Below are 20,099 nucleotides of genomic sequence, written 5' to 3' on the forward strand. Positions count from 1 at the left end.
CTCATCTACGAATCTGAGGTCAATAATGCTACTGCATAGGAGCAAATACCCTGCTCTTGTCCTACGGGTCCGAGCTTTTCATTGGTTGTCGCTTTTATACCGATTAATTCCGGGCTGAGATTTAAGACTTGGCTAATGCGATCGCGCATCGCTTCAATATGAGGTTTAAGCTTAGGGCGCTCAGCCACCACCACCGAGTCAATATTCCCGATCTGCCAGCCTCGATCCAGAATCAATTGGTGAACTTGTTCCAATAACTTCAAACTATCGGCTCCTGCCCATTTTGGATCGGTCGGTGGGAAATAATGACCAATATCGCCTAAACTCAAAGCACCTAATAGGGCATCCATAATTGCATGGGTCAACACATCTGCATCACTATGGCCTTTCAGTCCTAGAGAATGCTCGATTTGCACCCCCCCAAGAATCAACGGGCGACCTTCAACCAGTTGATGGATATCGTAACCATTACCAATGCGGATGGATGTCATAGTTTTACTACGGGAATCAATTGAAAAACGGCTCAGTGCTCTCGTACCATACTATGACGGTACCTCTCTATTTACAGCACTAATCGTTAGGCTGCTAAGACACCATTGGTTGAGAGCAGCGCCATCGGTTATCCATATCCTGTCAGCGTTACACTAGCAGCCACCCTTGAAGATTGGAACAGGTTCCCGGCGGCACCGTCTAAACAGTCAATGCTTTATGCCCAAGCAGCATACCAACTCAGTTCCCCTACAGTTACTGTTATTGTTTTCCAAATCACAACTTATGAAAAAATTCCTACTGTTTTCATCCATACTTCTAGCCCCCTTAGCGATAACTCCTGCACTGAGTGCTCAGGAAACCGTTGCTTCCCCCCGCTATTCCCAACCGCTAGTCATCGCACAAGATGCAGTGAAAGCCGACCCTTTCTTTTTAACTCGAGCCAAAAATTTGGCTCGGCAAGCCGCCGAACGAGAAAATGGTGGACTCAGTCAGTACCGGGCTGAAACTTCGATGTATGGCCCGGCCATCGACTCTCCTCACGTCGAGAATGAGGATGGCAGTGTCACTTTCTCTTTTAAAGGAGGTGCTCCTGGATTTGTGTCCCCCACGTTAGAGACCGTAGCCACCGTATCTCCTGCAGGCATCGTGACGATCGGTTACAACGGCCCCATTCGTCCCGCCGCTGCTCAGCCCCCCCAACCCGAACCTACCCCCGCAGCCACAGATCCCATCCCGCAGGTACCCTCTCAAATTATTGACCAGATCAAAGATTTAGTTGAATAGCCATCCAACGAATCTGGCAGGAAAAATCAGTAGTAAGCCTAATTACTGCTATCCGTCGTCTGCACTTATCCAACACAGATAGGCATCCTAACGATAGCCTATAGATGTTTTGTGCCTCTACTATGGGCAGATGGTTTTGTTTATCTCTCTTTAGGGTTGTGTCTATGCGCCAGTTTGTTGCTTTCTCGCAGGTTTTGTTACTTCCCATGTGTTTGGGGATAGGGCAGGTATCAGTCCATGCCCAATCCTCCCCATCCATCACACCTCCTCCTAAAGCCGCAGATCCCTTTTTCCTAACCCGGGCCAAGAACCTGGCAAGACAAGCCGCCGAACGTCAGAATGGCGGACTCAGACTCTATCGTGCAGAAGCTGCCATGTATGGACCTGCCATAGATGCCCCCAGTAGACAGAATTCTGACGGTAGCGTCACCTTTACTTTCAAAGGCGGAGCCCCTGGTTTCGTCACGCCCACTGTAGAAACTATCGCCACCGTGACCCCCCAGGGACAGGTCAGCCTTCAATACAACGGTCCTTTACGCTCCGTTGCTCTTGCCCAGGTCAAACCCACTCCATCCCAGACTCAAATACCAACACAGCCCCCAACCCCATTAACCAATTCATTAGAAAAGCCTGTTTTAATCCCCCGCTCTCAACCCTTACTGCCTAAATCTCCTCCACCATTAACCCCTCAACCCAAAGCACCACAAACACGTCTTCCCACCTCTGAACTACCGCCCCTGCAACCAGCACCAACAATCACCCCAACGCAAACATTGCCACCTCTCGCAACACAGCCAACGCCTGCTATTACCCCTCAGAGTACGCCCAGTCGCCCCGCTCAGACCTCACCTACATCCCTCCCAAAGAATAGTATTGCGGCTGATTTCTTTCTCTCTCGCGCCAAAAACTTAGCTCGGCAAGCTGCTATTAACGCGAACGGTGGTTTAGCTCAGTATCGACCTGAACCTTCCATGTTCGGTCCTGCGGCTAGCACGCCACATCAAAAAAATCCAGATGGCAGTATTACCTTTAGATTCCAAGGAGGAGCCCCTGGGTATCGCAATCCCACCACAGAATCCGTAGTCACCGTGACCCAAAATAGCATTGTCACCGTGACTTACAATGGCCCCATCCGACCTTAACGGCAGTGAAGTAATACTGTCCTGCTGAGAAACCCATGGCAAGCAACTTCACAAACTATAGACCATAGAGTAAGTTCCTCTAGTAAATGGGTAAACTAAGACATATCAGACAAAAAATTAATTGTTAAGGACAAGTAGCATGGGTTTGAGCTTCAAGCACTGGAGTGGGGGTATAGCACTAGCCACCTTGATTCTGACAGGGAATGGCGTTGCACTAGCTCAAGAAGTTGATCCACTCGATCAGCCATTACATCAACCCACCATCTCTGAAACACTGGATCAGCAGTCTAACCTCGACAGTTACTGGGAAGATGAGTCCGTAGGAGGGGATGCTAATTTTGCGTTCAGCGTTGAGACGCCAGAAGGGGTCATTAAAGATGCTGCTGAGCGTATTGAAGTGATCTACAAAGATCTACTCCAGCAGCAAGATGATGATTTTCCTACGGTTCGCACTCGCGATTTGGCTAATCCTTACGCAACTTCATTACTAGAACTGCAAAGTCTATCAGGCATTGGTAACTCTGAATCCGAGCCTGCTCCACAATATATTCCTCCTGTAGCGCCTGCTGTTCCTGCTCTTTGGTAGCCGCCAAACAAATTCATACAATCCAGAACAGTTAAAGCGCCCAACTTGCATTTCACAAGCTGGGCGCTTGAGCTATTGAAACCAATCCAGGGTGCAGGAGTTGAACCTGCCTAAGGCGAATTATGAGTTCGCTGCCTCAACCGCTCGGCCAACCCTGGCAAAATAACAGCTTTTGTATAGTGTGGGATGTTCAACTCTATACAGAATCTAGTAAAAATACCAGAATGACTATAGCACTATCCCCTAAGTTATATTATTACTGAATCTGAACGTCATTTTTATACGCACGTTCTAGTATTAGCGCTTAGATACAGAGTCGCAAGACATAACTCAGCTCTGGCATTTTTAACTTGATTCAAACGTGTGATCTTGGCTAAAGCGAATAAGTCCCCAACCAACAAAACTCGAAATCGATTCAGGATTGATCCATCTATCAAACGCACAGTATTACTGTTACTGCTGATGTTGATCGTCGGATCGATTTGCGGTGCCGTCGGTTATGTATTCGCCCGCCAATCTTTAAAAGGCATTACACAACCTGCCACCAACCCATTTCTGAAAGAATCTGATGATTTGGATCGACGTCCTCGCCAAGGAGCCGATTTTCTCAATGAGAAAGACCTTATTGCCAAAGTGAAGTCCCAAACTAGCGGTGCCAATATCGCCAAAGAGAAACAAAAAACAGCGCCTAAACCCAAGAAACCCAAATCTTCTGACAACAAGCAGGAAAAACAGTCACAACCCAAAACTCTCCCCATCAAAGTTGACAACCAGGGCATGAACTTTGAAGTCAAGTCCTTGTCTCGTGAGGATGATACGCTCATTCTTAACGTTGCCTTACAAAACAGTAGCGATCAAACCATTCAGTTTGTCTATACGTTTTTAGATATCACTGACGAGCAAGGGCAAGCCTTATTCTCCGAAATTCGGGGGTTGCCGACTGAGTTTAAACCCAAAGGAGAAATCTTTTTTGGCACGATCAAAATTTTAGATGTTCCGCCAGAAACGGTTGAGAAAGTCTCGATTTCCTTGAACGACTATCCTGACCAAAAGGTCAAACTCGATATTCAAAATATCCCGGTCACCGATGAGTAAGCGCCTATCTTACATATTCAGTCGATCTCACATCTCCAATAGAGGGCTGGCACAATCTCAGCTGGTATGACTCCACTTCCAATGCTTCCCTACTGGGCCCAGCTCAGTACGTCCCGCCTCTCCGATCAATTTTCAGGGCTGAGTGCACCTGAAATTGGATCACGGTTATTCGCCATTGCTGCCTTGATTGCCATTAATGGTTTTTTCGTTACAGCTGAGTTTTCCATCGTTGCCGTTCGCCGCTCCCGCATCAACCAACTCGTGCAAGAGGGAGATACTCAAGCCAAGTTAGTTCAACAACTCCAGCAAGACATTGCTCGATTACTTTCAACCACTCAAATTGGGATTACCTTGTCTAGCTTAGCCCTCGGTTGGATCGGAGAACATACCGTAGCTGTGTTGATTATCTCGTGGTTACGGCAGAGTGCCCTATCTGACTCCACTCAAGTCTTTATCGCCCATACCCTAGCGGTCCCTATCGCTTTTTTGGTCATTGCTTATCTACAAATCGTCCTAGGAGAGTTATGCCCCAAAGCGCTCGCTCTACTGTACTCCGAACAACTCGCTCGATTTTTAGGTCCGACTAGCCTAACGATCGCAAGGCTGTTTAACCCACTTATCTGGATTCTCAACCAATCAACCCGATGTTTACTAGGACTGGTGGGTATTGAATATTCAGATCAAGATTGGTACCACCAAGTTACCCCAGAAGAGCTGCAGCTCATGATTGCAACCTCTACAGAATCCACCGGTTTAGAAGCGGACGAGAGAGAGTTGCTCACCAATGTCTTCGAGTTTACGGATGTCTTAGTGGAAGAAGTCATGATTCCTCGAACTCGGATTGATTCCTTGGAAGAATCTGCGACGTTTCAAATGCTGCTAGAAGAGGTCGCCCGGTCCGGGCACAACTACTACCCTGTCATTGGTGAATCCTTGGACGATATTCGCGGCATCGTCCGTTTCAAAGAGTTAGCGGTTGCTTTTGCTAAAGGAGACCTCCAAAATGACACCTCCATCAGAGCATGGGTACAAACAGCTTGGTTCGTTCCTGAAGGCACCTTAATCAATGAGGTGCTACAGCTAATGCAGAAATATCACCTCGATATCGTCATGGTGAGGGAAGAAGAGGTCAATGGGACTGCCGGTTTGGTCACTCTGAATGATCTCGTCCATGAAATCATCGGGGGCGATGATGCAACTGGTAACGATGCTACACCTCCCATTCAAGAACTCGATAATCATACGTTCATTGTCCAAGCTCAAACCGACTTAGATGAAGTGAATGAGCAGTTAGGCATAGCGTTACCTATTGTGGATGATTATCAAACCTTGGGAGGGTTTTTACTATTTCAGCTGCAAAAGCTCCCTCTCCCAGGAGAAGTGCACCACTTGTACGATTTAGAGTTCACTATCATCTCAACCGATGGTCCCCGTCTGGATCAGATCCAAATCCATCAGTCAGAGTTTGGCATTCGCTCAGATTTACCTACTCATTTGGGTCATCAAACGGATAGCACTCCTAACCATTAGAGAAATATTACAGCCTATCGCCCCATAAAAATAAACAAGAAAAAATTCTCGATAACGGTATGTTTACAAATCGTTATCGAGGACATGAATCTGTCTTGAATTAGGTCTTATGGCGATATGGCTAAGCGGTGCCAGTAAAGACTACCTCAGGAAAGCGTGCTTTTGCCTCAGTCAGAGGGCGTCGACGTCCTTCTTCTTGCCAATAGTTAATCACCTCTGTGGCTTTGTTGAGGATAGAGATACGCTCAACCTCATCAATCCAGGTTTTTTTCTCTAATTCAGTTTTGAGATTTTCCCAGGCGTCGTTTCGAGGCCAAAAGAAGTAAGAGGTTAGGGGACTACTCCCATTGCCAACCACTTGATCCACTGCTAAGGCAACGTTTTCATCAAGCCAGAGCACTTTAAGAATAAACTTTGACAATCTGCCTCCTAAAACTGAAAAAAATTTATCACTACAGCCCTCCATTATAGTTGATAAATCTTCATCTTCATTAAAGACTTAATGGTGAGCTTCCTAAATAAGACTTAAGACCTTTCCAATCCACCTGCTGGCATGCCGCCATGACTACGTGGATCGTCTTGATTCCCCCGGACTGCAGGTTGAAATATAGATGTTTGTCCTATGGCTTGCGACTTGGGCACGGTTTCTTCCGCCACTAAGGCTGCTAAATTATCTGCCAAAATCTGTCGGGGTTGCTGCCCCACTGAGCTAGCTAAGGCTTCACCATCGCCATCCAGAAAGACAAAATGCGGAATACCATCAACATCAAACTTCAGCACTTCAGGGAGCCACTTGCTGTTGTCAACGTTCAACATCACAAAATTCACTTGATCAGAAAATTCTTGTTTGAGGCTGTTCATGTCGTCAGCCATTGCCTGGCAACTCGTACACCAATTCGCGTAAAACTCCATTAGAGTTGGTTTTTGGTTTGCCAAGGCGACTTCTAACGGCGTCGAATTAACTGCCAGGGTTGATAATGAGGGCTGTTCAGTTTGTTGACGAGAGCCGAGAAAAAGGGCGATGCTAAGTGCGATCGCAACCATAGCAACCAAAAAATTTCTCAATCGTTGACTGGAGGTTGCTGCATTAACCTCAGGATCGGACGGCATATCTGATGGATCTAAAGTCATGAGGTATCCAAAAACTTGACTAATCATTCCCATTCTCAGTTTAGTCATCCACCGGCTCAGTACACACATCTTTACCCCATAAAATTGCACCTTTGGCACTTTGGGCTACATTTCACTAGGTATCAGAGGTTGAGACGGATCGAATACATTTTTCCGTACCCTCGCCAGTGATTTACCTCACAACTACCCGTCTTCTAATCTTGTAATCTGCAAGATAATTTCCACAGCAACCTTTTCATCAGTGTGAAATTGACAGTATCAACTCACTGCAACAACTGCTCAAAACGTCTAGACACTCTCAGCCAACATTTATAAGGGGATTTAGGTGGGGGGCCTATGAAACTTAAAAATCAGCAGATGCTACCTCTCGACGAGCAACTCCGTCAACTGGTCATAGAAGCCCGTCAATACCCCTCTGGTCATTTGAAGCGCAAGCAATGTTTGACGCAGATTGTCAGGCTGATTGAGCAATCTCGTAAGCTCTGGCATGAGCATACGCCTTACTATGAAGATGCTTTACAGCAAACCTGGGTTTATTTTTGTCAGAATATTTGTGAAGCCGGTACTGGAGAACAATATGATCCGGACCGGAGTAGCGTCATTACCTGGCTCAACCGATATCTAAAATGGCGATTACAAGACTTTCGGATTAACAAACAAAAGCACCTCGCGAGATATACCTCTACAGTACCTAGCGCCATCAACAAAAACCAAGATGCAACGGATAATCTCGCCGCTCCACCCGATACTCCCCCCATTTTGGAAACAACCCGTCATTGGGTGGAAACTGATCCCTCCGGCGAATTAAGAAGCGTTCATATCCAAAACCGACCGGATGTCACTTGCCAAGCTTTACTCTTACGACGTCTTCCACCGGAACAAGGCTGGGAGAAGGTTTCCGAAGAATTTGGCTTGCCAATTTCGACGTTGAGTAGTTTTTACCAACGACAATGTATGCCTCGCTTGCGTAATTTTGGACAGTCACAAGGATATCTATAATAGAAGTTCCTGATTTTGACTCCATGCTTCCCTTGATGAGCGATTCGTTAGCCTTACCGATTACCCAAGCCGCAAGACAAATAGCCCAAGACTTTGGGCAGCAACAGTCCACACCCGAGAAATGCCAGCAAGTCTATCTCAATACCTTAGCGGTCTTAGCTGTTAAAGAGTATCTGGCATTGATGGAAATTCCTTACAATCTGGAAGCTAGCGATAGCTGGAATCCCGTAGTACGATTATGTGCAGACGTTGCCGACCTCGTCGTTCCAGGCATGGGAAGTTTGGAATGTCGCCCGATTTTACCAGACACGCCAACTTGTCTGTTACCCCCTGAAGTCTGGTCGGACCGCATTGGTTATCTGGTTGTTATCATCGATGATCAACAGCGGAGAGCCCGCATCCTAGGATTCACACCCACGGTTCAAGCCGGTCAAATTGCAATAGATCAATTACAGCCCCTCGAATCCTTATTGGCTCACATCAGTGAATTTATGTTGGTAGACACAAAATCACCGACATTCGTGCAGACCGATCTAGGTCAATGGCTACATGGTATCTTTAATCAAAGTTGGCAAGTGGTTGAAGACCTCTTACAACCTTCTACCCTAGAGCCAGCCTTCCACTTTAGAAGTGCAGCCACAACATCAACTGTGGAGCTGGATGACGATGCCGTCCAAATCAAACGGGCCAAATTAGTCAAGTTCAAAAATGACGCAGAAGAAATTCCTCTCGTTCTGATCATGAATCTTCTGCAAACTGAATCAGATAGCCAGCGTATGCTCTGTGTTCAGCTTCGACCTGCAGGTCAATGCGCCTCATTACCCGCTAATTTAGTGCTTAGGGTACTGGACAACCAGCACAACACCTTTTTAGAAGCCCAATCGCGGCAAGCAGACAACTACTTACAGCTGGAATTCAGCGGATTACCAGGAGAACAGTTCCATCTCGATTTAGAGCAAGGAAACCACATCCTTACGGAAACATTTATTATTTAAAATTTTTGCCCTGGCTGCATAGAAAGGAGATGCCTCTATAAAGAGTACAAGCCGTGGATAAATTAGTTGTATTGCGCATGGGAGAAGGTAGCTTTACACAGGGTTTTCCTGTGACCCTTCAAGTTGGCCAAGAAAACGATAGACCCTCTACTGAAATTGTCGGTTCTCTTCCTCCCAATCCTAATATCCCCGAGTATTATCAAGGGTGGCAAACGGCTTATCTCAACTTGGGATTAACCACCCGATTAGATGCTCCCACAGAACAATTAACCAACATCGACTGGCAAGAACTCCAAGTCAACTGCGAACAGGCCGCCCAAACCCTTCATCATGCATTAGACCGATGGCTCCTGGCAGACACCTTTCGCCCCGTCCGCGATAAATGGCTAGAGCAACTGTCTCTCCAAGATCACATTCGCATTATTCTGCAAACGGATAATCCGCAGCTCCAGCGCTTACCCTGGCACCAGTGGGAACTTTTAACTCGCTACCCTTTTGCAGAACTGGTCTTGAGCGCTCCCACCTATGAAGGCATTCAACGCCAATCCAGCTCTACTGCTGGCATCAAGATTCTTGCCATTTTGGGAAGTAGCCACGGTATCAATACTCAAGCAGATCAAAGGTTACTCAATCAGCTTCCTCACGCAAATGTGACTTTTCTCGTAGAACCACAGCGACAAGAACTCACTGATCAGCTCTGGGACCAAAACTGGGATATTTTATTTTTTGCAGGCCACAGCCATAGTTCCAATCCCTGTGACACGGGCCATATTTGCCTCAATGCCCATGAAACACTAAACATCAAACAACTGAAGTATTCTTTGCAGCAAGCCATTAGCAAAGGGTTACAGCTTGCCATTTTCAATTCTTGTGACGGTTTAGGGCTCGCCCATCACCTGGCCGATCTCCATTTGCCAGCCATGGTGATCATGCGCGAGCCTGTACCTGACCAAGTAGCTCAGTATTTTCTCAAGTACTTCTTAGCTGCTTTTTCTAAGGGCAAACCCTTTCATTTAGCCGTCCGCGAAGCCCGGGAACGACTCCATGACCTAGAGCCCCAGTTTCCCTGTGCCACATGGTTGCCAATTATTTGCCAAAACCCAGCCGAACCACCTCCAACATGGCAACAGCTCAATCAAAACGGTGGGGATGACTATTCTTTATGGCGCCATGACAATGACTCGGCGGCTCAAATCGTCACCATTGTCTTCACTGATTTAGTCAGCTCTACTGCCATTAAACAGGCGATGCCTGGCCTGGATGTCACAACTCGTAACCAACAGTACTACGACACGATCCTCCAACCCCATCGTCAACGCGTCACTACTAGCTTAGCGGCCTTTGGCGGTCGTTTGGTTAAAACCGAAGGGGATGGCTTTCTGATGAGCTTTCCAGGGGCTATGCAGGCTGCGCAGTGGTCCATTGCCCTGCAACAGCACCATGAACAAGATCCAATTGAGACACCGTTTGGCCCCTTGCAAGTCAGGATTGGTATGCATACAGGCAGCCCCTTATTGAATGCTGAAGATCATGACTATATTGGTCAAGAAGTCGACTATGCCTATCGCATTTCTGACCTGGCGGATGGTGGGCAAATCTTGCTATCAGAAGTCTCAGCGGTGTTACTGCGCAATGCTGGTCTAACAGATATTACCGTATATGACCATGACCATTGCCCCCTCAAAGGCATCGGCTCTGTCCCTATTTTCGAAATTCTTTGGGATAATCGGCAACCGCGCCCACTGCGGGGGAGTAAACCATCCACAGTCTCTAACGCTCTCAATACAGATCAGCAACCTGCGAACAAAACACTCTCTGAGCCCATTGCTAGACCGCCAATCGAGGCGGAACCGCCTGCAGAAAAAGTCTCTCTGTTTTCTAAAGTTCATCGTTTTTGTCGCCGCCCTCTATGGTCCGTTTTGCCCACCAGTCTATGTTTAACGGCAGCCCTGCTGGGTATTCGAGGACTAGGCTTGTTACAACCCATGGAGTTTTGGGCGTTTGATCAGTTATTACGCCTTAGACCTAACGAAGGGCCGGATCCCAGGCTACTAATTGTATTGGTCACGGATAAAGATATTCAGGCCCAAGGAGATCAGACCCGGCGCAGTTCTTTAAACGATCCAACTCTGACGCAACTTCTCACTAAATTAGACGAGGCCAATCCAAAAGCCATTGGCCTAGACATTTACCGAGATTTTGCCGTTGATCCTAACTACCCCAAGCTAACGACCCAACTCAAAAACAATGAGCGCTTAGTGGTTCCTTGTAAAGGAAGTGACTCATCCAGTGATAGCGATCCAGTCGGCATCGCCCCTCCACCAGAAGTTAAAGCACCTAATCGCATCGGCTTTACAGATTTTATCGAAGATGGAGATGGGGTGTTACGTCGCCATATTCTTCATATGAACCATGAGCCCGCTTCTCCCTGTCGAGCGTCTTTTTCCTTCGGGGCTTTATTAGCCTTTCACTATTTGGAACAGCAGTCAAAACAGGCGTTTTCATTAAAGTTTGCGGAACCCAATGGTCAACCTTTGCAATTGCAGGTTCAAACGGCTCAACCAGGCACTGACGCGACTCGAACCACAATCTTTAAACAACTACAACCCCATGGCGGTTATCAAGGGATTAATGATGACCGCATGCAGGGCTTGCAATTACTGCTGAATTATCGAGCATTGCAGAAACCGACCGACATCGCCAAAACGGTAACTTTGGAGCAAGTTCTAACAGGTCAAGTTAATGCCAATGCCATTAAGGACAAGGTTGTTTTAGTAGGGGTCCAATCTAGTGGATCTGGAGATTTTTGGTCCACGCCCTATGGTGCCGGCCCCACGCAGAAAGTTGCTGGTGTCTTTGTCCAGGCCCATATGGCCAGCCAAATCATGAGTGCCGTTGAAGATCAACGCTCCTGCTTCAAAATATGGCCTCAATGGGCTGATGGTTTGTGGATATGGGGTTGGACAATGATGGGCAGCATCGTCGCCATTGTCTTCAAATTCACCACTCGTACTGGTATAGTCAGCGCGGTTTTAATAGGTGGATTGTTCAGCCTCTGTTTATGGGGCATCGTCCAGGCCATCTGGATGCCGCTGATGCCAGCTCTAATGGCTTTTATCATCACAACTCTTGCGGTGCTATTAGTGCGTACGCAACAAATTGACCCCGATCATCAAGCTTCTTAAGTCCTCATCCCCAGTAAAGGAGATTTCGTTTATGCTGACTGACCAACCTTTTTCTCGATCAATGCTGCTCACGCTAGCGGTTGTTACTGTGGCAAGTGCAGGACTTTCTGGGCGCACACCTCATGTCATGGCTATGCATCAGCACAACCCTATGACCTTTACCATGCCAACGCCCCCCAGCGATCCTGGAGCGCCAACAGGTCGGCGTGAAGGTGGAAGTAGCCGTGGCGATAAAATTTACACGCTATGTAAAACGGTAGAAGAAGCTGCGAACAAACAATGTGCAACGTCTCGTTTAACCGCTCTAGTCCCTGAAGTTGATGCTGAAAAACAGATATGGGGCCTGACTGGAGCGGATCATCCAGAATTTCTGTTCTATTTATCGAAGTTCAGAACCCCCGAGCAACCCAAAACCACACACCTAAACATTGAATTCGTTTTGCAAGATGAGGATGATAAATACGTCCACAAAACCAGTTTTGTCTTACCGTTAACGGAAGGCGGCATCATTCGTATTCCTATTCCTGAGAATCGAGATCCTTTACAGGTCGGCAAGCGATATACCTGGACGCTGTTGACAAAATTTGGGCCAAACGAGACCAATTATGTCCACGGCAGAATTTACCGTAAGCAGATGGACACCCAACGCCAGCAAGAACTGCAAACCGCCTCTCCCTTGAAGCGATTGGAAATCTCTTTAAAAGAGGGGTTATGGTTTGATGCGATTGCGATGCTCGTTGATTTAAAACAGGATGCCCCTCAAGATCTCACCATTCTCTCAAGATGGAACAGTTTATTAGACGACATTAATCTTAAAGAACTGGCCACGGAACCCATGCTGTCTTGCTGTACCCCAGACCCCCACTTATCGTTCAAGTAATCCATGGCTGTATTGCTAGCTGAAGCATGGTTTCAAGATGGCCATTTTATCAATGGCTAGGCATAAGAAAGCGTTTGAGTGGTTTGATTCCATTGCCAGCACGGCTGATTGGGCCGAATTAATACACCACCTAACCAGCGATCGCAAGTTTGTAGCGATCGCCAATGTTGCGTTTGAGCAAGAAGCGCTAGCCCGAGAGGTGTAATGTCGAAGTGGCGTTGCGACCAAGGTAACTCCATGGTTTCTGGCTGAACGGTAAGCAGTGGATGCGGGCCATTGAGGAGTTGTTGCAACACAAACCAATACATGGTGTCTCCCAAATAGGGAAGTGGCTCTCGCTCATTGACTAGCATCTGAAACAGATCCTGACCCAGGCATGGCCCTTCAGCCACAATCGTCAATGTCAGACGTTCCGTTAAGCTGAGACCATCTTCCGCCCAAGGGAGCTCTTGTAAGTGACGTAGGAGTGCAGGGCCAAGAGCAGGTAATTGAGAGGTATCCTCCGTGGCGATGGACCACAGATCTTCTGGAGAAGGAGCCGTCAAGGCTTGCCAGGTGCGATCGCATAAGTGCATCTGCTCAGCAGTCACAGGCTGACGTTGGGACCAAAGCAGCGGCAAGGCTTCTAAGGGTAACTGCCCCAAACCCCGAAAACATCGGATACCCGGAAAGGAATCAATGCAGATCAAGTCTAGTTTTTGGGAATCCCCCAATTCATACCTAAAATAATGCAATAGGTAGGATAGGCTAAGCTGGTCATAACTATCGGCTTCAAACCACAACAGAATTCGAGGGTAGCGGTGGCTGGCTTGCAGGTGATGATATTCAGTATGAAGGCGATCGTGGATGACCTCTAGTTCCATTTCATAGGCTGTGGCCATAAACTCAGCCCGTCGTTGAATGTACTCTGACCGATTGGTCAGCGACTGCACCGGCCCTTGGCAAAACGGATCGGTAAACGCTAAATAATCTCCCACAAACCCGGCTTGTTGTAGACGCTGTTCCAGATCAGAACCACAGCGGATATGTAGCGTGGAACAATCAGCATCTGGTGGCGGGAGTTGCTGGGCTTTCAGTTGAGACCGAATCAATTCCATTTGGTCAATGTGAGCTTTCATTTGCGACCAGCTGGAAAACTGATTTTCTCGAGCAATGACCAACTGCGCATCTGCTAATTGCAGCAGATTCATAAACATGACCTGTCCAGGTTGGCAGTCCGGATGGTATTTCTGAAAGCGATCAATGGATACAGGATCCCCAGCTTTTGCCTTTTTCAAAATATCTTTAGCGCGCTTGCGTTGTTGCTCAAGATTTAAGCGGCCATCATTTTTTGAATCAGGGTGTTGGGACATGCAGCTCAGAGAATCACCTGCGTTCGCTCCTCAGGAAAAGGTTTTTAGCGTAACTAATGATGGGCGCAGCCCTTTCCGCGAACGTGGTGGTGCTCACAACACTCTATTGAGAAATATACCAGCAATATTTTTATTTGCACAAGAATTTTTTTATGTTGAGCCATAGTAAGAAACTAGCGTTAATCCGATGCCCGAGAACGTCTTAGATGCATCATTTTTCGGAAACAAGCAAATATTTGCTCTTCTCATAAAGATTATGAGGTATGAGTTATGGAAATATTTAGGCGATACTGAGAACAACCAATTTGAGTACCTAAATTATCAACCAACCAGGCGAACTTCCACATGATTTTTGAACCTAAAAGACAATGTTTTCTATAGGCAATATAGAAAACATTGTCTACAAAAAAGAAAACTATAACTACTTAATTAAGGTAAACAACCAATACAACATTCACCTACACATCCAAAATTTCAAGGATTCGCTATGCTTAAAATTGCTTGAACGGTTGACAATACCTCAGCACCTTCATCCGATCAGCCACTCAACCATCCTTGGCGAAAGACGCTATACAAAATGGCGTCTCTGCCAATACAGCGGAGAACACTCTTATACTTTGTTTCTTAATTAAAGGCGGCACCCAGATTCGAACTGGGGATAAAGGCTTTGCAGGCCCCTGCCTTACCACTTGGCTATGCCGCCGTTGAAGAACTTTAAGCTACTACCTTTTAGGTTAGCAAGATTACGAAAAGCTCAGCAACCATCAACCATATCATGGTTTAGAGAAGAATGGCTGCCTAGAAGCGAGTACTGGAGTTATCACTCAAGCAAACTCAACTCAGCAGCCTATGGTGTCATACCTTATAAACCTTCTGTGGGAACCAATTCCCATAACCCAAAGGCCGGTCCAATAAACCGCACTACTAACCAGGAGGCTAGCACAAGAAATATACCGACCCAGCTCCCTTTCATCACCAAGTTATAGATTTTTTCGAGCTGGCTCTTGGTCAACGGAAACCAAGACACCATTTTGGATTCTTTGCCGTAGTCGTTTCCTAAGGTTTCTTGACGACGTTTTGCTTCACCCATTTCTTTTCCCTAATTTAGACCACTAAAGTCGCAAACAGTACTGCCTAAATCTTATCGACAAAATGGGGATGGATTACAGAGGGATCATCCTGATTTAAGATACGGTCTCCTTCACTCAAGCCGCTGCTGACCAGACGCCGTTGCGAACAAGCTGTCATCCAAATAGTTGATGCGTGAATAGGGACTCAGGGCTGTTAAAACTTGTTGACCATAGCTACGATGTAAGACCCGATTATCGAAGAGCGCCACGATACCTTGATGACGTCTGATGGGTGCGATCGCAGCCTGTAGCGTTCGCAAAGCCGTAGGTAATAGGTAGAGTCGGAACCAGTCTTGGCGATGGTGCTTATAGTAAGCCACCCGACCCGCCACCCGCGGATCTTCCAAGGAGGGGATGGGCAGGGTAGCCACAACCAGCAGGGCGGGAGTCGGCAGGGTGGCCTGATGCTGTAACCAATAGTCCCAGCCGGTAATCAGAATCGTTTCTGCATCCAGATCTGACGTTTCCAGTTGGACCCGGGAGCCAAATTCCGAGGCCATCGCTGTCGCCATTTGGCGCTGCATCGGTGTGTCTTCGATAATAATGACCGTCGGTCCCCCAGGCTGGGCATTGGCAACCATCAGAAGATGCAGCTGCTTCAGTAAGGCTCCTTGAAATGAAGGGGTATTGGGCATAGGTAAGCCATCTGGGAGATATAGCTGCACCGCTTCCGCCTCTCGATGGGCTCCAAATTGAACATAGGTCATGTCTTCAAGGCCCAGTTGCTGGCGAAATAGCTTCGCCTCGGGTTCAAGGTCAAAGCTACTGCCCATCAGTACAACCGGCTGTCGCGACCATAACCCCTGCAAGCTGAGATTGACTTCATTGGGAGCACAGTGCAACGTAAAAGCACCATTGTCGCGGTTTAGGCCACTCCACAATAGATGATGATCCGATTGATAGGCCTGCCAAAACTGCTGCCAATTCGGCGGACTAAGGGCCATACCATGAGCCAGAATCGCTTGATGTAGCTGGGCTAAAATTTGACGTTCTTTCTGCTCAATAAGGGTGTGGCCATAGGGATTCTCAGGGTGCTGGAAAAGCGCACGAGTTAGCTTAACCCGAGTTTCCCGAATCAACTCTAGCAGCGGCGGGTAACACCAAATCAGTTGCTCCCAGTCCGGTGGGTGGAGCGACAGGGTGAGCTGTTGCTGAGCCCAACCTTCAAGCTGGTCAGCATTATCAATCAGGGTAGGGATATCAGAGGGAAATTGATAGGCCTGGGTCAGGTAGTCTCGTAACCATACCTCTGGAGTGACCAGTAAAACGCCTTTAAAGTGACTTCCGGGCCAATGGTCAGCAGCCAAAATTGGCTTTTTGATCTGCATCCATTCGTGAAGGTGGGGCATCTCAACCCGGAGCAATTGCTGTTGCGCAGCCAGGGGCGCCACTAGGATAACGGCGTCTCGCCAAATCATCAGCGGCGCTAAATAACTGAGTCGATGCAGCCCTTGATGTTTCGCTGACGCACTAATCTGAATCAGAGCACTGCGCTTAAGCCGGAAGGCACGAGCAACGAGGCGAGCAATGGTGAGGTGATGAGGCCATTGATCAGAACCCTGATCTCGCAGGAAGGCATGGAGTTGGCGATGAACTTCGACCTCAATCACAATCAAAACTAAAAAGACAATGCATGACTTTCATTCTGGCACAGTCCTCAGAATGTGCCGAGGGCCTAAGCCTGCTGTAAAAAAGCCACTAACTGCTGCAACTTCTGCCAAGCAGCACCGCTAGCCAGAATGGCTTTGGCTTGAGTCACTCCCTCAGCATAGGTCTCTACAGCATGACCGACAAATAAGGCTAATGCTGTATTCAGGGCCACAACATCGGTTTGGGCAGATGTGCCTTTGCCTTGGAGCACCGCTTGTAAAATAGCGGCATTTTCGTCCACACCACCGCCTTTTAGGGCCGTCAGCGGGGCCGCAGTCAACCCTAATTCCGCAGGCTCTAAAATATCCTGGCTTACCTGTTGCTGATCAACCACTGCGATATCCGTCAGATCGCCTAATCCGGCTTCATCTAAGTTTTCTCGCCCATGCAAAACGACCGCTCTTTGCACACCCAGGGTCTTGAGCGCCGAGGCGAGGGGATACAGCAGTGCTGGATCGTAGACCCCTAGGACCTGCCCCGTGGGTCGGAGGGGATTCACTAAGGGCCCCAATAGATTGAAGATGGTGCGTACTTTTAGGGTCTTACGCAGGGGCACCACCGCTTTCATGGCCGGATGCCAGCCCGGAGCAAACAAAAATGTAATCCCGACTTCTGCCACAGCAGCCTGAATTTTTTCCGGTGGGGCAGCCAGATTAATGCCCAAGGCTTCCAGCACGTCAGCGGATCCGACCCGACTAGAGGCAGAGCGGTTGCCATGCTTAGCCACCGGAAGCCCAGCAGCAGCTGCCGTAAAGGCAACGGCAGTGGAGATATTAAAGGTTGAAGCGCCATCGCCGCCAGTTCCACAGGTGTCAATCAAGGGACTGGGCATTGCGACCCCTGACTCCACCGATTGCTGCAAGAGCACGGTGGCCATCCCTGATAGCTCATCTGCTGACACGCCTTTGGCTTGCAGGGCGGCCAAGATCGCTCCCGACAGGACGGGAGGGACAGCGTCTTGAAGCCAGCCTTCCATCAATTGCGAGGCTTCTGCTTGGGTCAAGGACTGACCGTCTAGGAGTTGTTGGAGGAGTTGAGACCCGTCTAGGGTATCTGGTGCTAAGGTCATAACACTATCCTGAGGCTAGAGTGGTGAGAGCAGCCCCCGTGACTCGACAAGTTCGCCAATCGGGGAGAACGGTTGCTCCTAGTGTTTCATAGAATGCGATCGCAGATTCGTTCCAATCCAAAACACTCCATTCCAAGCGGCCATAATTCCGCTCTGCCACTAGTTTAGCCACCTGTTTTAACAAAGCCTTACCCACCCCCTGGCCTCGATGGTGCTTTTGCACATACAAATCTTCCAAGTACAACCCCGGCTGGGTTAAAAAAGTCGAGTAGCTGGTAAAGAACAGCGCATAGCCTACAATCTGCTGATCGATTTCAGCCACCAGCGCTTCCACATAAGGCGGGTCTCCAAACAAATGCTCTTTTAGAGCATCTGCACTTCCCGTAACTGCATCTTCTAAATGCTCATACTGGGCCAGTTCAAGAATCAACGCAAACAATGCAGAGACATCGCCCTGTTCGGCAGCCCGAATTGAAACCATTGCCTTCGCCATTTCTATTCCTCGGCCGCTACTGTCTCAGCAGATGAGAAACGCTCCGAGATCGCAGCCGTCATAATATGGGACAGCAGGCCAATGGGACCCACTAACAGACAGAGCACCAAGGAGTGGCTGGTCCAGATGCCTGTGCGCTGACCTTCCCAGTAGATCCAGCGTCCTACAAACAAATCCATCACCAAAAAATGCACCCAAGCTGCCGCTGCGATCTGTTCTTGACCAAACAACTGAGCAATATCAGCAAGGGTGGGATTCGCTAAGACCTTGGCAGACTCAGGTGTCAGCGCTACAGCAAATAGGGAGGTATACACAATGGCCAGACCCACAAAGGGCAAATAGGACGTGAGAATGCGACGGGTCCAATCCCATTGGGGCAGAATAATCATTAATGCCCAGAAGGGCAGCACAAACACGTTGGCAATCGTAAACCACTGAGAGATCGTCATCATCAAGACTGTTACAACGACTTTTGTCCCTATTGTCAACGGATCAGGGATCTTCTGCTCAAAAAGTTCTCAGGGTTATGGTCTAAGATAAATGAGTCTTGCGTCTATCAATATTCAACTTAGGGAACACCTATGCCACGCCGTCGTACAAAGACTTCTGGGTTACATCGTTGGTCACGACCACTGATTGGAGCCCTTGCTGTTTTGGGGGCTACGAATACAGGATATTTGACGGCCACCAAACTGGCAGGTGGAGAAGCAGCCTGTCCTACAGAGGGATGCGATCTGGTTCTGTCTAGTCCCTATGCCACCGTCTTAGGTCAACCCTTAGCCTTATTTGGCCTGCTGGCTTATATTGCCATGGCTATTTTTGCCTTGGCCCCCCTGGCCATCGGTGGCGACAACAAAGAGTTGCGAGCAACCGCTGAGAACACCACCTGGTTCCTGTTATTTATGGGATCCACGGCCATGATGTTCTTCAGTTGGTATCTGATGTACATCATGTACGCTAAGTTTGTGGTGCCCTATGGTGCGGGAGCCATTTGTATTTATTGCGTTGCTTCAGCTACGCTGGCCACGTTAATGTTCCTGCTCACCATTCTGGGGCGATCTTGGGAAGATGCCGGTCAGCTGATCTTTACAGGCATTATTGTTTCAGTGGTGACGTTAGTCGGCACCTTAGGCATTTACTCACAGATTGATCGGCCCGTCGCAGCCAATTCAGATACGGAGTACAAGGTCACGTCTGGAACGGGTCAAGTGTTCTTTACCATCACTGATTCATCTGGAGAAGCCGAACTGGAGTTAGCGAAACATCTCAAACAAACGGATGCCAAAATGTTCGGCGCCTTTTGGTGTCCCCATTGCGCGGATCAGAAAAAATTGTTTGGTGTCCAAGCCATTTCTGAAATGCCTTACGTCGAATGTGCACCAGAAGGCCCTAGTCCTCAAGTCGATTTATGTACGGAGGAATTAGGCAAAGCCAGCGAGAAGCTGCGACCTATCATTGGCCGAGATGCCGGTTTTCCAACTTGGAAGATTGGCGATAACTACTATTCGGGTCAGCAATCTTTAATCGATTTAGCAGAATATTCCGGTTATCAGGGTCCCAAAAACTTCAAGAATGTACTGCAATAAT

The 20,099-nt window shown here is 48.1% G+C and carries 19 protein-coding genes and 2 tRNA genes; 10 read left to right on the forward strand and 11 right to left on the reverse strand.

Going from position 1 to position 20,099, the window contains the following annotated elements:
• Window positions 1-5 precede the first annotated feature (5 nt).
• Window positions 6-491 carry a 2-C-methyl-D-erythritol 2,4-cyclodiphosphate synthase gene (ispF, locus tag AM1_RS13210; protein ID WP_012163350.1) on the reverse strand — a complete coding sequence of 162 codons (486 nt, stop codon included), beginning with the start codon at window positions 489-491 and terminating at the stop codon, window positions 6-8.
• A gap of 283 nt (window positions 492-774) precedes the next feature.
• Here ispF and AM1_RS13215 point away from each other — a divergent pair, with 283 nt between their 5' ends.
• The 3 genes from AM1_RS13215 (at window position 775) to AM1_RS13225 (ending at window position 3,003) form a co-directional block, all read left to right on the forward strand.
• On the forward strand, window positions 775-1,275 hold the full coding sequence (locus AM1_RS13215) for a hypothetical protein (RefSeq protein ID WP_238549246.1): 501 nt from the start codon (window positions 775-777) through the stop codon (window positions 1,273-1,275).
• Between the two features lie 164 nt (window positions 1,276-1,439).
• Window positions 1,440-2,417 (forward strand): hypothetical protein, encoded by a 978-nt coding sequence (locus AM1_RS13220; RefSeq protein ID WP_012163352.1) that lies wholly within the window; start codon window positions 1,440-1,442, stop codon window positions 2,415-2,417.
• Between the two features lie 139 nt (window positions 2,418-2,556).
• Window positions 2,557-3,003 (forward strand): hypothetical protein, encoded by a 447-nt coding sequence (locus AM1_RS13225; protein ID WP_012163353.1) that lies wholly within the window; start codon window positions 2,557-2,559, stop codon window positions 3,001-3,003.
• 85 nt (window positions 3,004-3,088) lie between these two features.
• Here AM1_RS13225 and AM1_RS13230 read toward each other — a convergent pair.
• Window positions 3,089-3,161 (reverse strand) — tRNA-Ile (locus tag AM1_RS13230).
• Between the two features lie 205 nt (window positions 3,162-3,366).
• On the opposite strand from AM1_RS13230, the gene AM1_RS13235 reads away from it, so the two are divergent.
• Complete coding sequence (locus AM1_RS13235; RefSeq protein ID WP_012163354.1) at window positions 3,367-4,098, forward strand: hypothetical protein; 732 nt, start codon at window positions 3,367-3,369, stop codon at window positions 4,096-4,098.
• Between the two features lie 66 nt (window positions 4,099-4,164).
• Window positions 4,165-5,628, forward strand: coding sequence for a hemolysin family protein (locus AM1_RS13240; RefSeq protein WP_041659817.1), 1,464 nt, complete (start codon window positions 4,165-4,167; stop codon window positions 5,626-5,628).
• Between the two features lie 121 nt (window positions 5,629-5,749).
• Here the strand turns inward: AM1_RS13240 and AM1_RS13245 are convergent, their stop codons facing one another.
• Both AM1_RS13245 and AM1_RS13250 read right to left on the reverse strand, forming a co-directional pair.
• A complete protein-coding gene (locus tag AM1_RS13245; RefSeq protein WP_010478653.1) occupies window positions 5,750-6,049 on the reverse strand; it encodes a 30S ribosomal protein PSRP-3 in 300 nt (99 codons plus the stop codon).
• Between the two features lie 104 nt (window positions 6,050-6,153).
• The gene (locus AM1_RS13250) at window positions 6,154-6,759 is read right to left on the reverse strand and encodes a thioredoxin family protein (protein WP_012163356.1); all 606 of its coding nucleotides are present in this window, start codon (window positions 6,757-6,759) and stop codon (window positions 6,154-6,156) included.
• A 336-nt stretch (window positions 6,760-7,095) separates the two neighbouring features.
• Here AM1_RS13250 and AM1_RS13255 point away from each other — a divergent pair, with 336 nt between their 5' ends.
• From AM1_RS13255 to AM1_RS13270, 4 genes are all read left to right on the forward strand, one after another.
• The gene (locus tag AM1_RS13255; RefSeq protein ID WP_012163357.1) at window positions 7,096-7,758 is read left to right on the forward strand and encodes a hypothetical protein; all 663 of its coding nucleotides are present in this window, start codon (window positions 7,096-7,098) and stop codon (window positions 7,756-7,758) included.
• A 35-nt stretch (window positions 7,759-7,793) separates the two neighbouring features.
• Window positions 7,794-8,753, forward strand: coding sequence for a DUF1822 family protein (locus AM1_RS13260; RefSeq protein ID WP_012163358.1), 960 nt, complete (start codon window positions 7,794-7,796; stop codon window positions 8,751-8,753).
• 77 nt (window positions 8,754-8,830) lie between these two features.
• A complete protein-coding gene (locus AM1_RS13265) occupies window positions 8,831-11,938 on the forward strand; it encodes a CHASE2 domain-containing protein (RefSeq protein WP_049783728.1) in 3,108 nt (1,035 codons plus the stop codon).
• A gap of 31 nt (window positions 11,939-11,969) precedes the next feature.
• Window positions 11,970-12,818: a DUF928 domain-containing protein gene (locus tag AM1_RS13270; RefSeq protein ID WP_012163360.1), complete on the forward strand. Its 849-nt coding sequence runs from the start codon at window positions 11,970-11,972 to the stop codon at window positions 12,816-12,818.
• Window positions 12,819-12,874: 56 nt separating this feature from the next.
• On the opposite strand, the gene AM1_RS13275 is transcribed toward AM1_RS13270, so the two are convergent.
• The 7 genes from AM1_RS13275 to AM1_RS13305 form a co-directional block, all read right to left on the reverse strand.
• On the reverse strand, window positions 12,875-14,170 hold the full coding sequence (locus AM1_RS13275) for a DUF1835 domain-containing protein (protein ID WP_012163361.1): 1,296 nt from the start codon (window positions 14,168-14,170) through the stop codon (window positions 12,875-12,877).
• Between the two features lie 632 nt (window positions 14,171-14,802).
• Window positions 14,803-14,873: transfer RNA gene (locus AM1_RS13280), tRNA-Cys, on the reverse strand.
• A 159-nt stretch (window positions 14,874-15,032) separates the two neighbouring features.
• Window positions 15,033-15,260: a DUF2839 domain-containing protein gene (locus tag AM1_RS13285; protein ID WP_012163362.1), complete on the reverse strand. Its 228-nt coding sequence runs from the start codon at window positions 15,258-15,260 to the stop codon at window positions 15,033-15,035.
• A 111-nt stretch (window positions 15,261-15,371) separates the two neighbouring features.
• Window positions 15,372-16,916 carry a helicase C-terminal domain-containing protein gene (locus tag AM1_RS13290; RefSeq protein WP_012163363.1) on the reverse strand — a complete coding sequence of 515 codons (1,545 nt, stop codon included), beginning with the start codon at window positions 16,914-16,916 and terminating at the stop codon, window positions 15,372-15,374.
• 59 nt (window positions 16,917-16,975) lie between these two features.
• Window positions 16,976-18,019, reverse strand: a complete 1,044-nt coding sequence (trpD, locus tag AM1_RS13295; protein WP_012163364.1) for an anthranilate phosphoribosyltransferase — start codon at window positions 18,017-18,019, stop codon at window positions 16,976-16,978.
• Window positions 18,020-18,023: 4 nt separating this feature from the next.
• The gene (locus AM1_RS13300; protein WP_012163365.1) at window positions 18,024-18,500 is read right to left on the reverse strand and encodes a GNAT family N-acetyltransferase; all 477 of its coding nucleotides are present in this window, start codon (window positions 18,498-18,500) and stop codon (window positions 18,024-18,026) included.
• A gap of 14 nt (window positions 18,501-18,514) precedes the next feature.
• Window positions 18,515-18,961 carry an ABA4-like family protein gene (locus tag AM1_RS13305; RefSeq protein WP_041659821.1) on the reverse strand — a complete coding sequence of 149 codons (447 nt, stop codon included), beginning with the start codon at window positions 18,959-18,961 and terminating at the stop codon, window positions 18,515-18,517.
• Between the two features lie 132 nt (window positions 18,962-19,093).
• On the opposite strand from AM1_RS13305, the gene AM1_RS13310 reads away from it, so the two are divergent.
• Complete coding sequence (locus tag AM1_RS13310; RefSeq protein ID WP_012163367.1) at window positions 19,094-20,098, forward strand: vitamin K epoxide reductase family protein; 1,005 nt, start codon at window positions 19,094-19,096, stop codon at window positions 20,096-20,098.
• Window position 20,099: the final 1 nt, after the last annotated feature.

The sequence above is a fragment of the Acaryochloris marina MBIC11017 genome (assembly GCF_000018105.1).
GTDB classification, from domain to species: domain Bacteria; phylum Cyanobacteriota; class Cyanobacteriia; order Thermosynechococcales; family Thermosynechococcaceae; genus Acaryochloris; species Acaryochloris marina.

Bases quoted from the DNA above. Each gene is read 5' to 3' on its own strand.
- AM1_RS13260 (WP_012163358.1), top strand. From the start codon at position 7,794: ATGAGCGATTCGTTAGCCTTACCGATTACCCAAGCCGCAAGACAAATA.
- AM1_RS13305 (WP_041659821.1), bottom strand. From the start codon at position 18,961: ATGACGATCTCTCAGTGGTTTACGATTGCCAACGTGTTTGTGCTGCCC.
- AM1_RS13300 (WP_012163365.1), bottom strand. From the start codon at position 18,500: ATGGTTTCAATTCGGGCTGCCGAACAGGGCGATGTCTCTGCATTGTTT.
- AM1_RS13285 (WP_012163362.1), bottom strand. From the start codon at position 15,260: ATGGGTGAAGCAAAACGTCGTCAAGAAACCTTAGGAAACGACTACGGC.
- AM1_RS13220 (WP_012163352.1), top strand. From the start codon at position 1,440: ATGCGCCAGTTTGTTGCTTTCTCGCAGGTTTTGTTACTTCCCATGTGT.
- AM1_RS13270 (WP_012163360.1), top strand. From the start codon at position 11,970: ATGCTGACTGACCAACCTTTTTCTCGATCAATGCTGCTCACGCTAGCG.
- AM1_RS13225 (WP_012163353.1), top strand. From the start codon at position 2,557: ATGGGTTTGAGCTTCAAGCACTGGAGTGGGGGTATAGCACTAGCCACC.
- AM1_RS13255 (WP_012163357.1), top strand. From the start codon at position 7,096: ATGAAACTTAAAAATCAGCAGATGCTACCTCTCGACGAGCAACTCCGT.
- ispF (WP_012163350.1), bottom strand. From the start codon at position 491: ATGACATCCATCCGCATTGGTAATGGTTACGATATCCATCAACTGGTT.
- trpD (WP_012163364.1), bottom strand. From the start codon at position 18,019: ATGACCTTAGCACCAGATACCCTAGACGGGTCTCAACTCCTCCAACAA.
- AM1_RS13310 (WP_012163367.1), top strand. From the start codon at position 19,094: ATGCCACGCCGTCGTACAAAGACTTCTGGGTTACATCGTTGGTCACGA.
- AM1_RS13250 (WP_012163356.1), bottom strand. From the start codon at position 6,759: ATGACTTTAGATCCATCAGATATGCCGTCCGATCCTGAGGTTAATGCA.
- AM1_RS13240 (WP_041659817.1), top strand. From the start codon at position 4,165: ATGACTCCACTTCCAATGCTTCCCTACTGGGCCCAGCTCAGTACGTCC.
- AM1_RS13275 (WP_012163361.1), bottom strand. From the start codon at position 14,170: ATGTCCCAACACCCTGATTCAAAAAATGATGGCCGCTTAAATCTTGAG.
- AM1_RS13265 (WP_049783728.1), top strand. From the start codon at position 8,831: ATGGGAGAAGGTAGCTTTACACAGGGTTTTCCTGTGACCCTTCAAGTT.
- AM1_RS13215 (WP_238549246.1), top strand. From the start codon at position 775: ATGAAAAAATTCCTACTGTTTTCATCCATACTTCTAGCCCCCTTAGCG.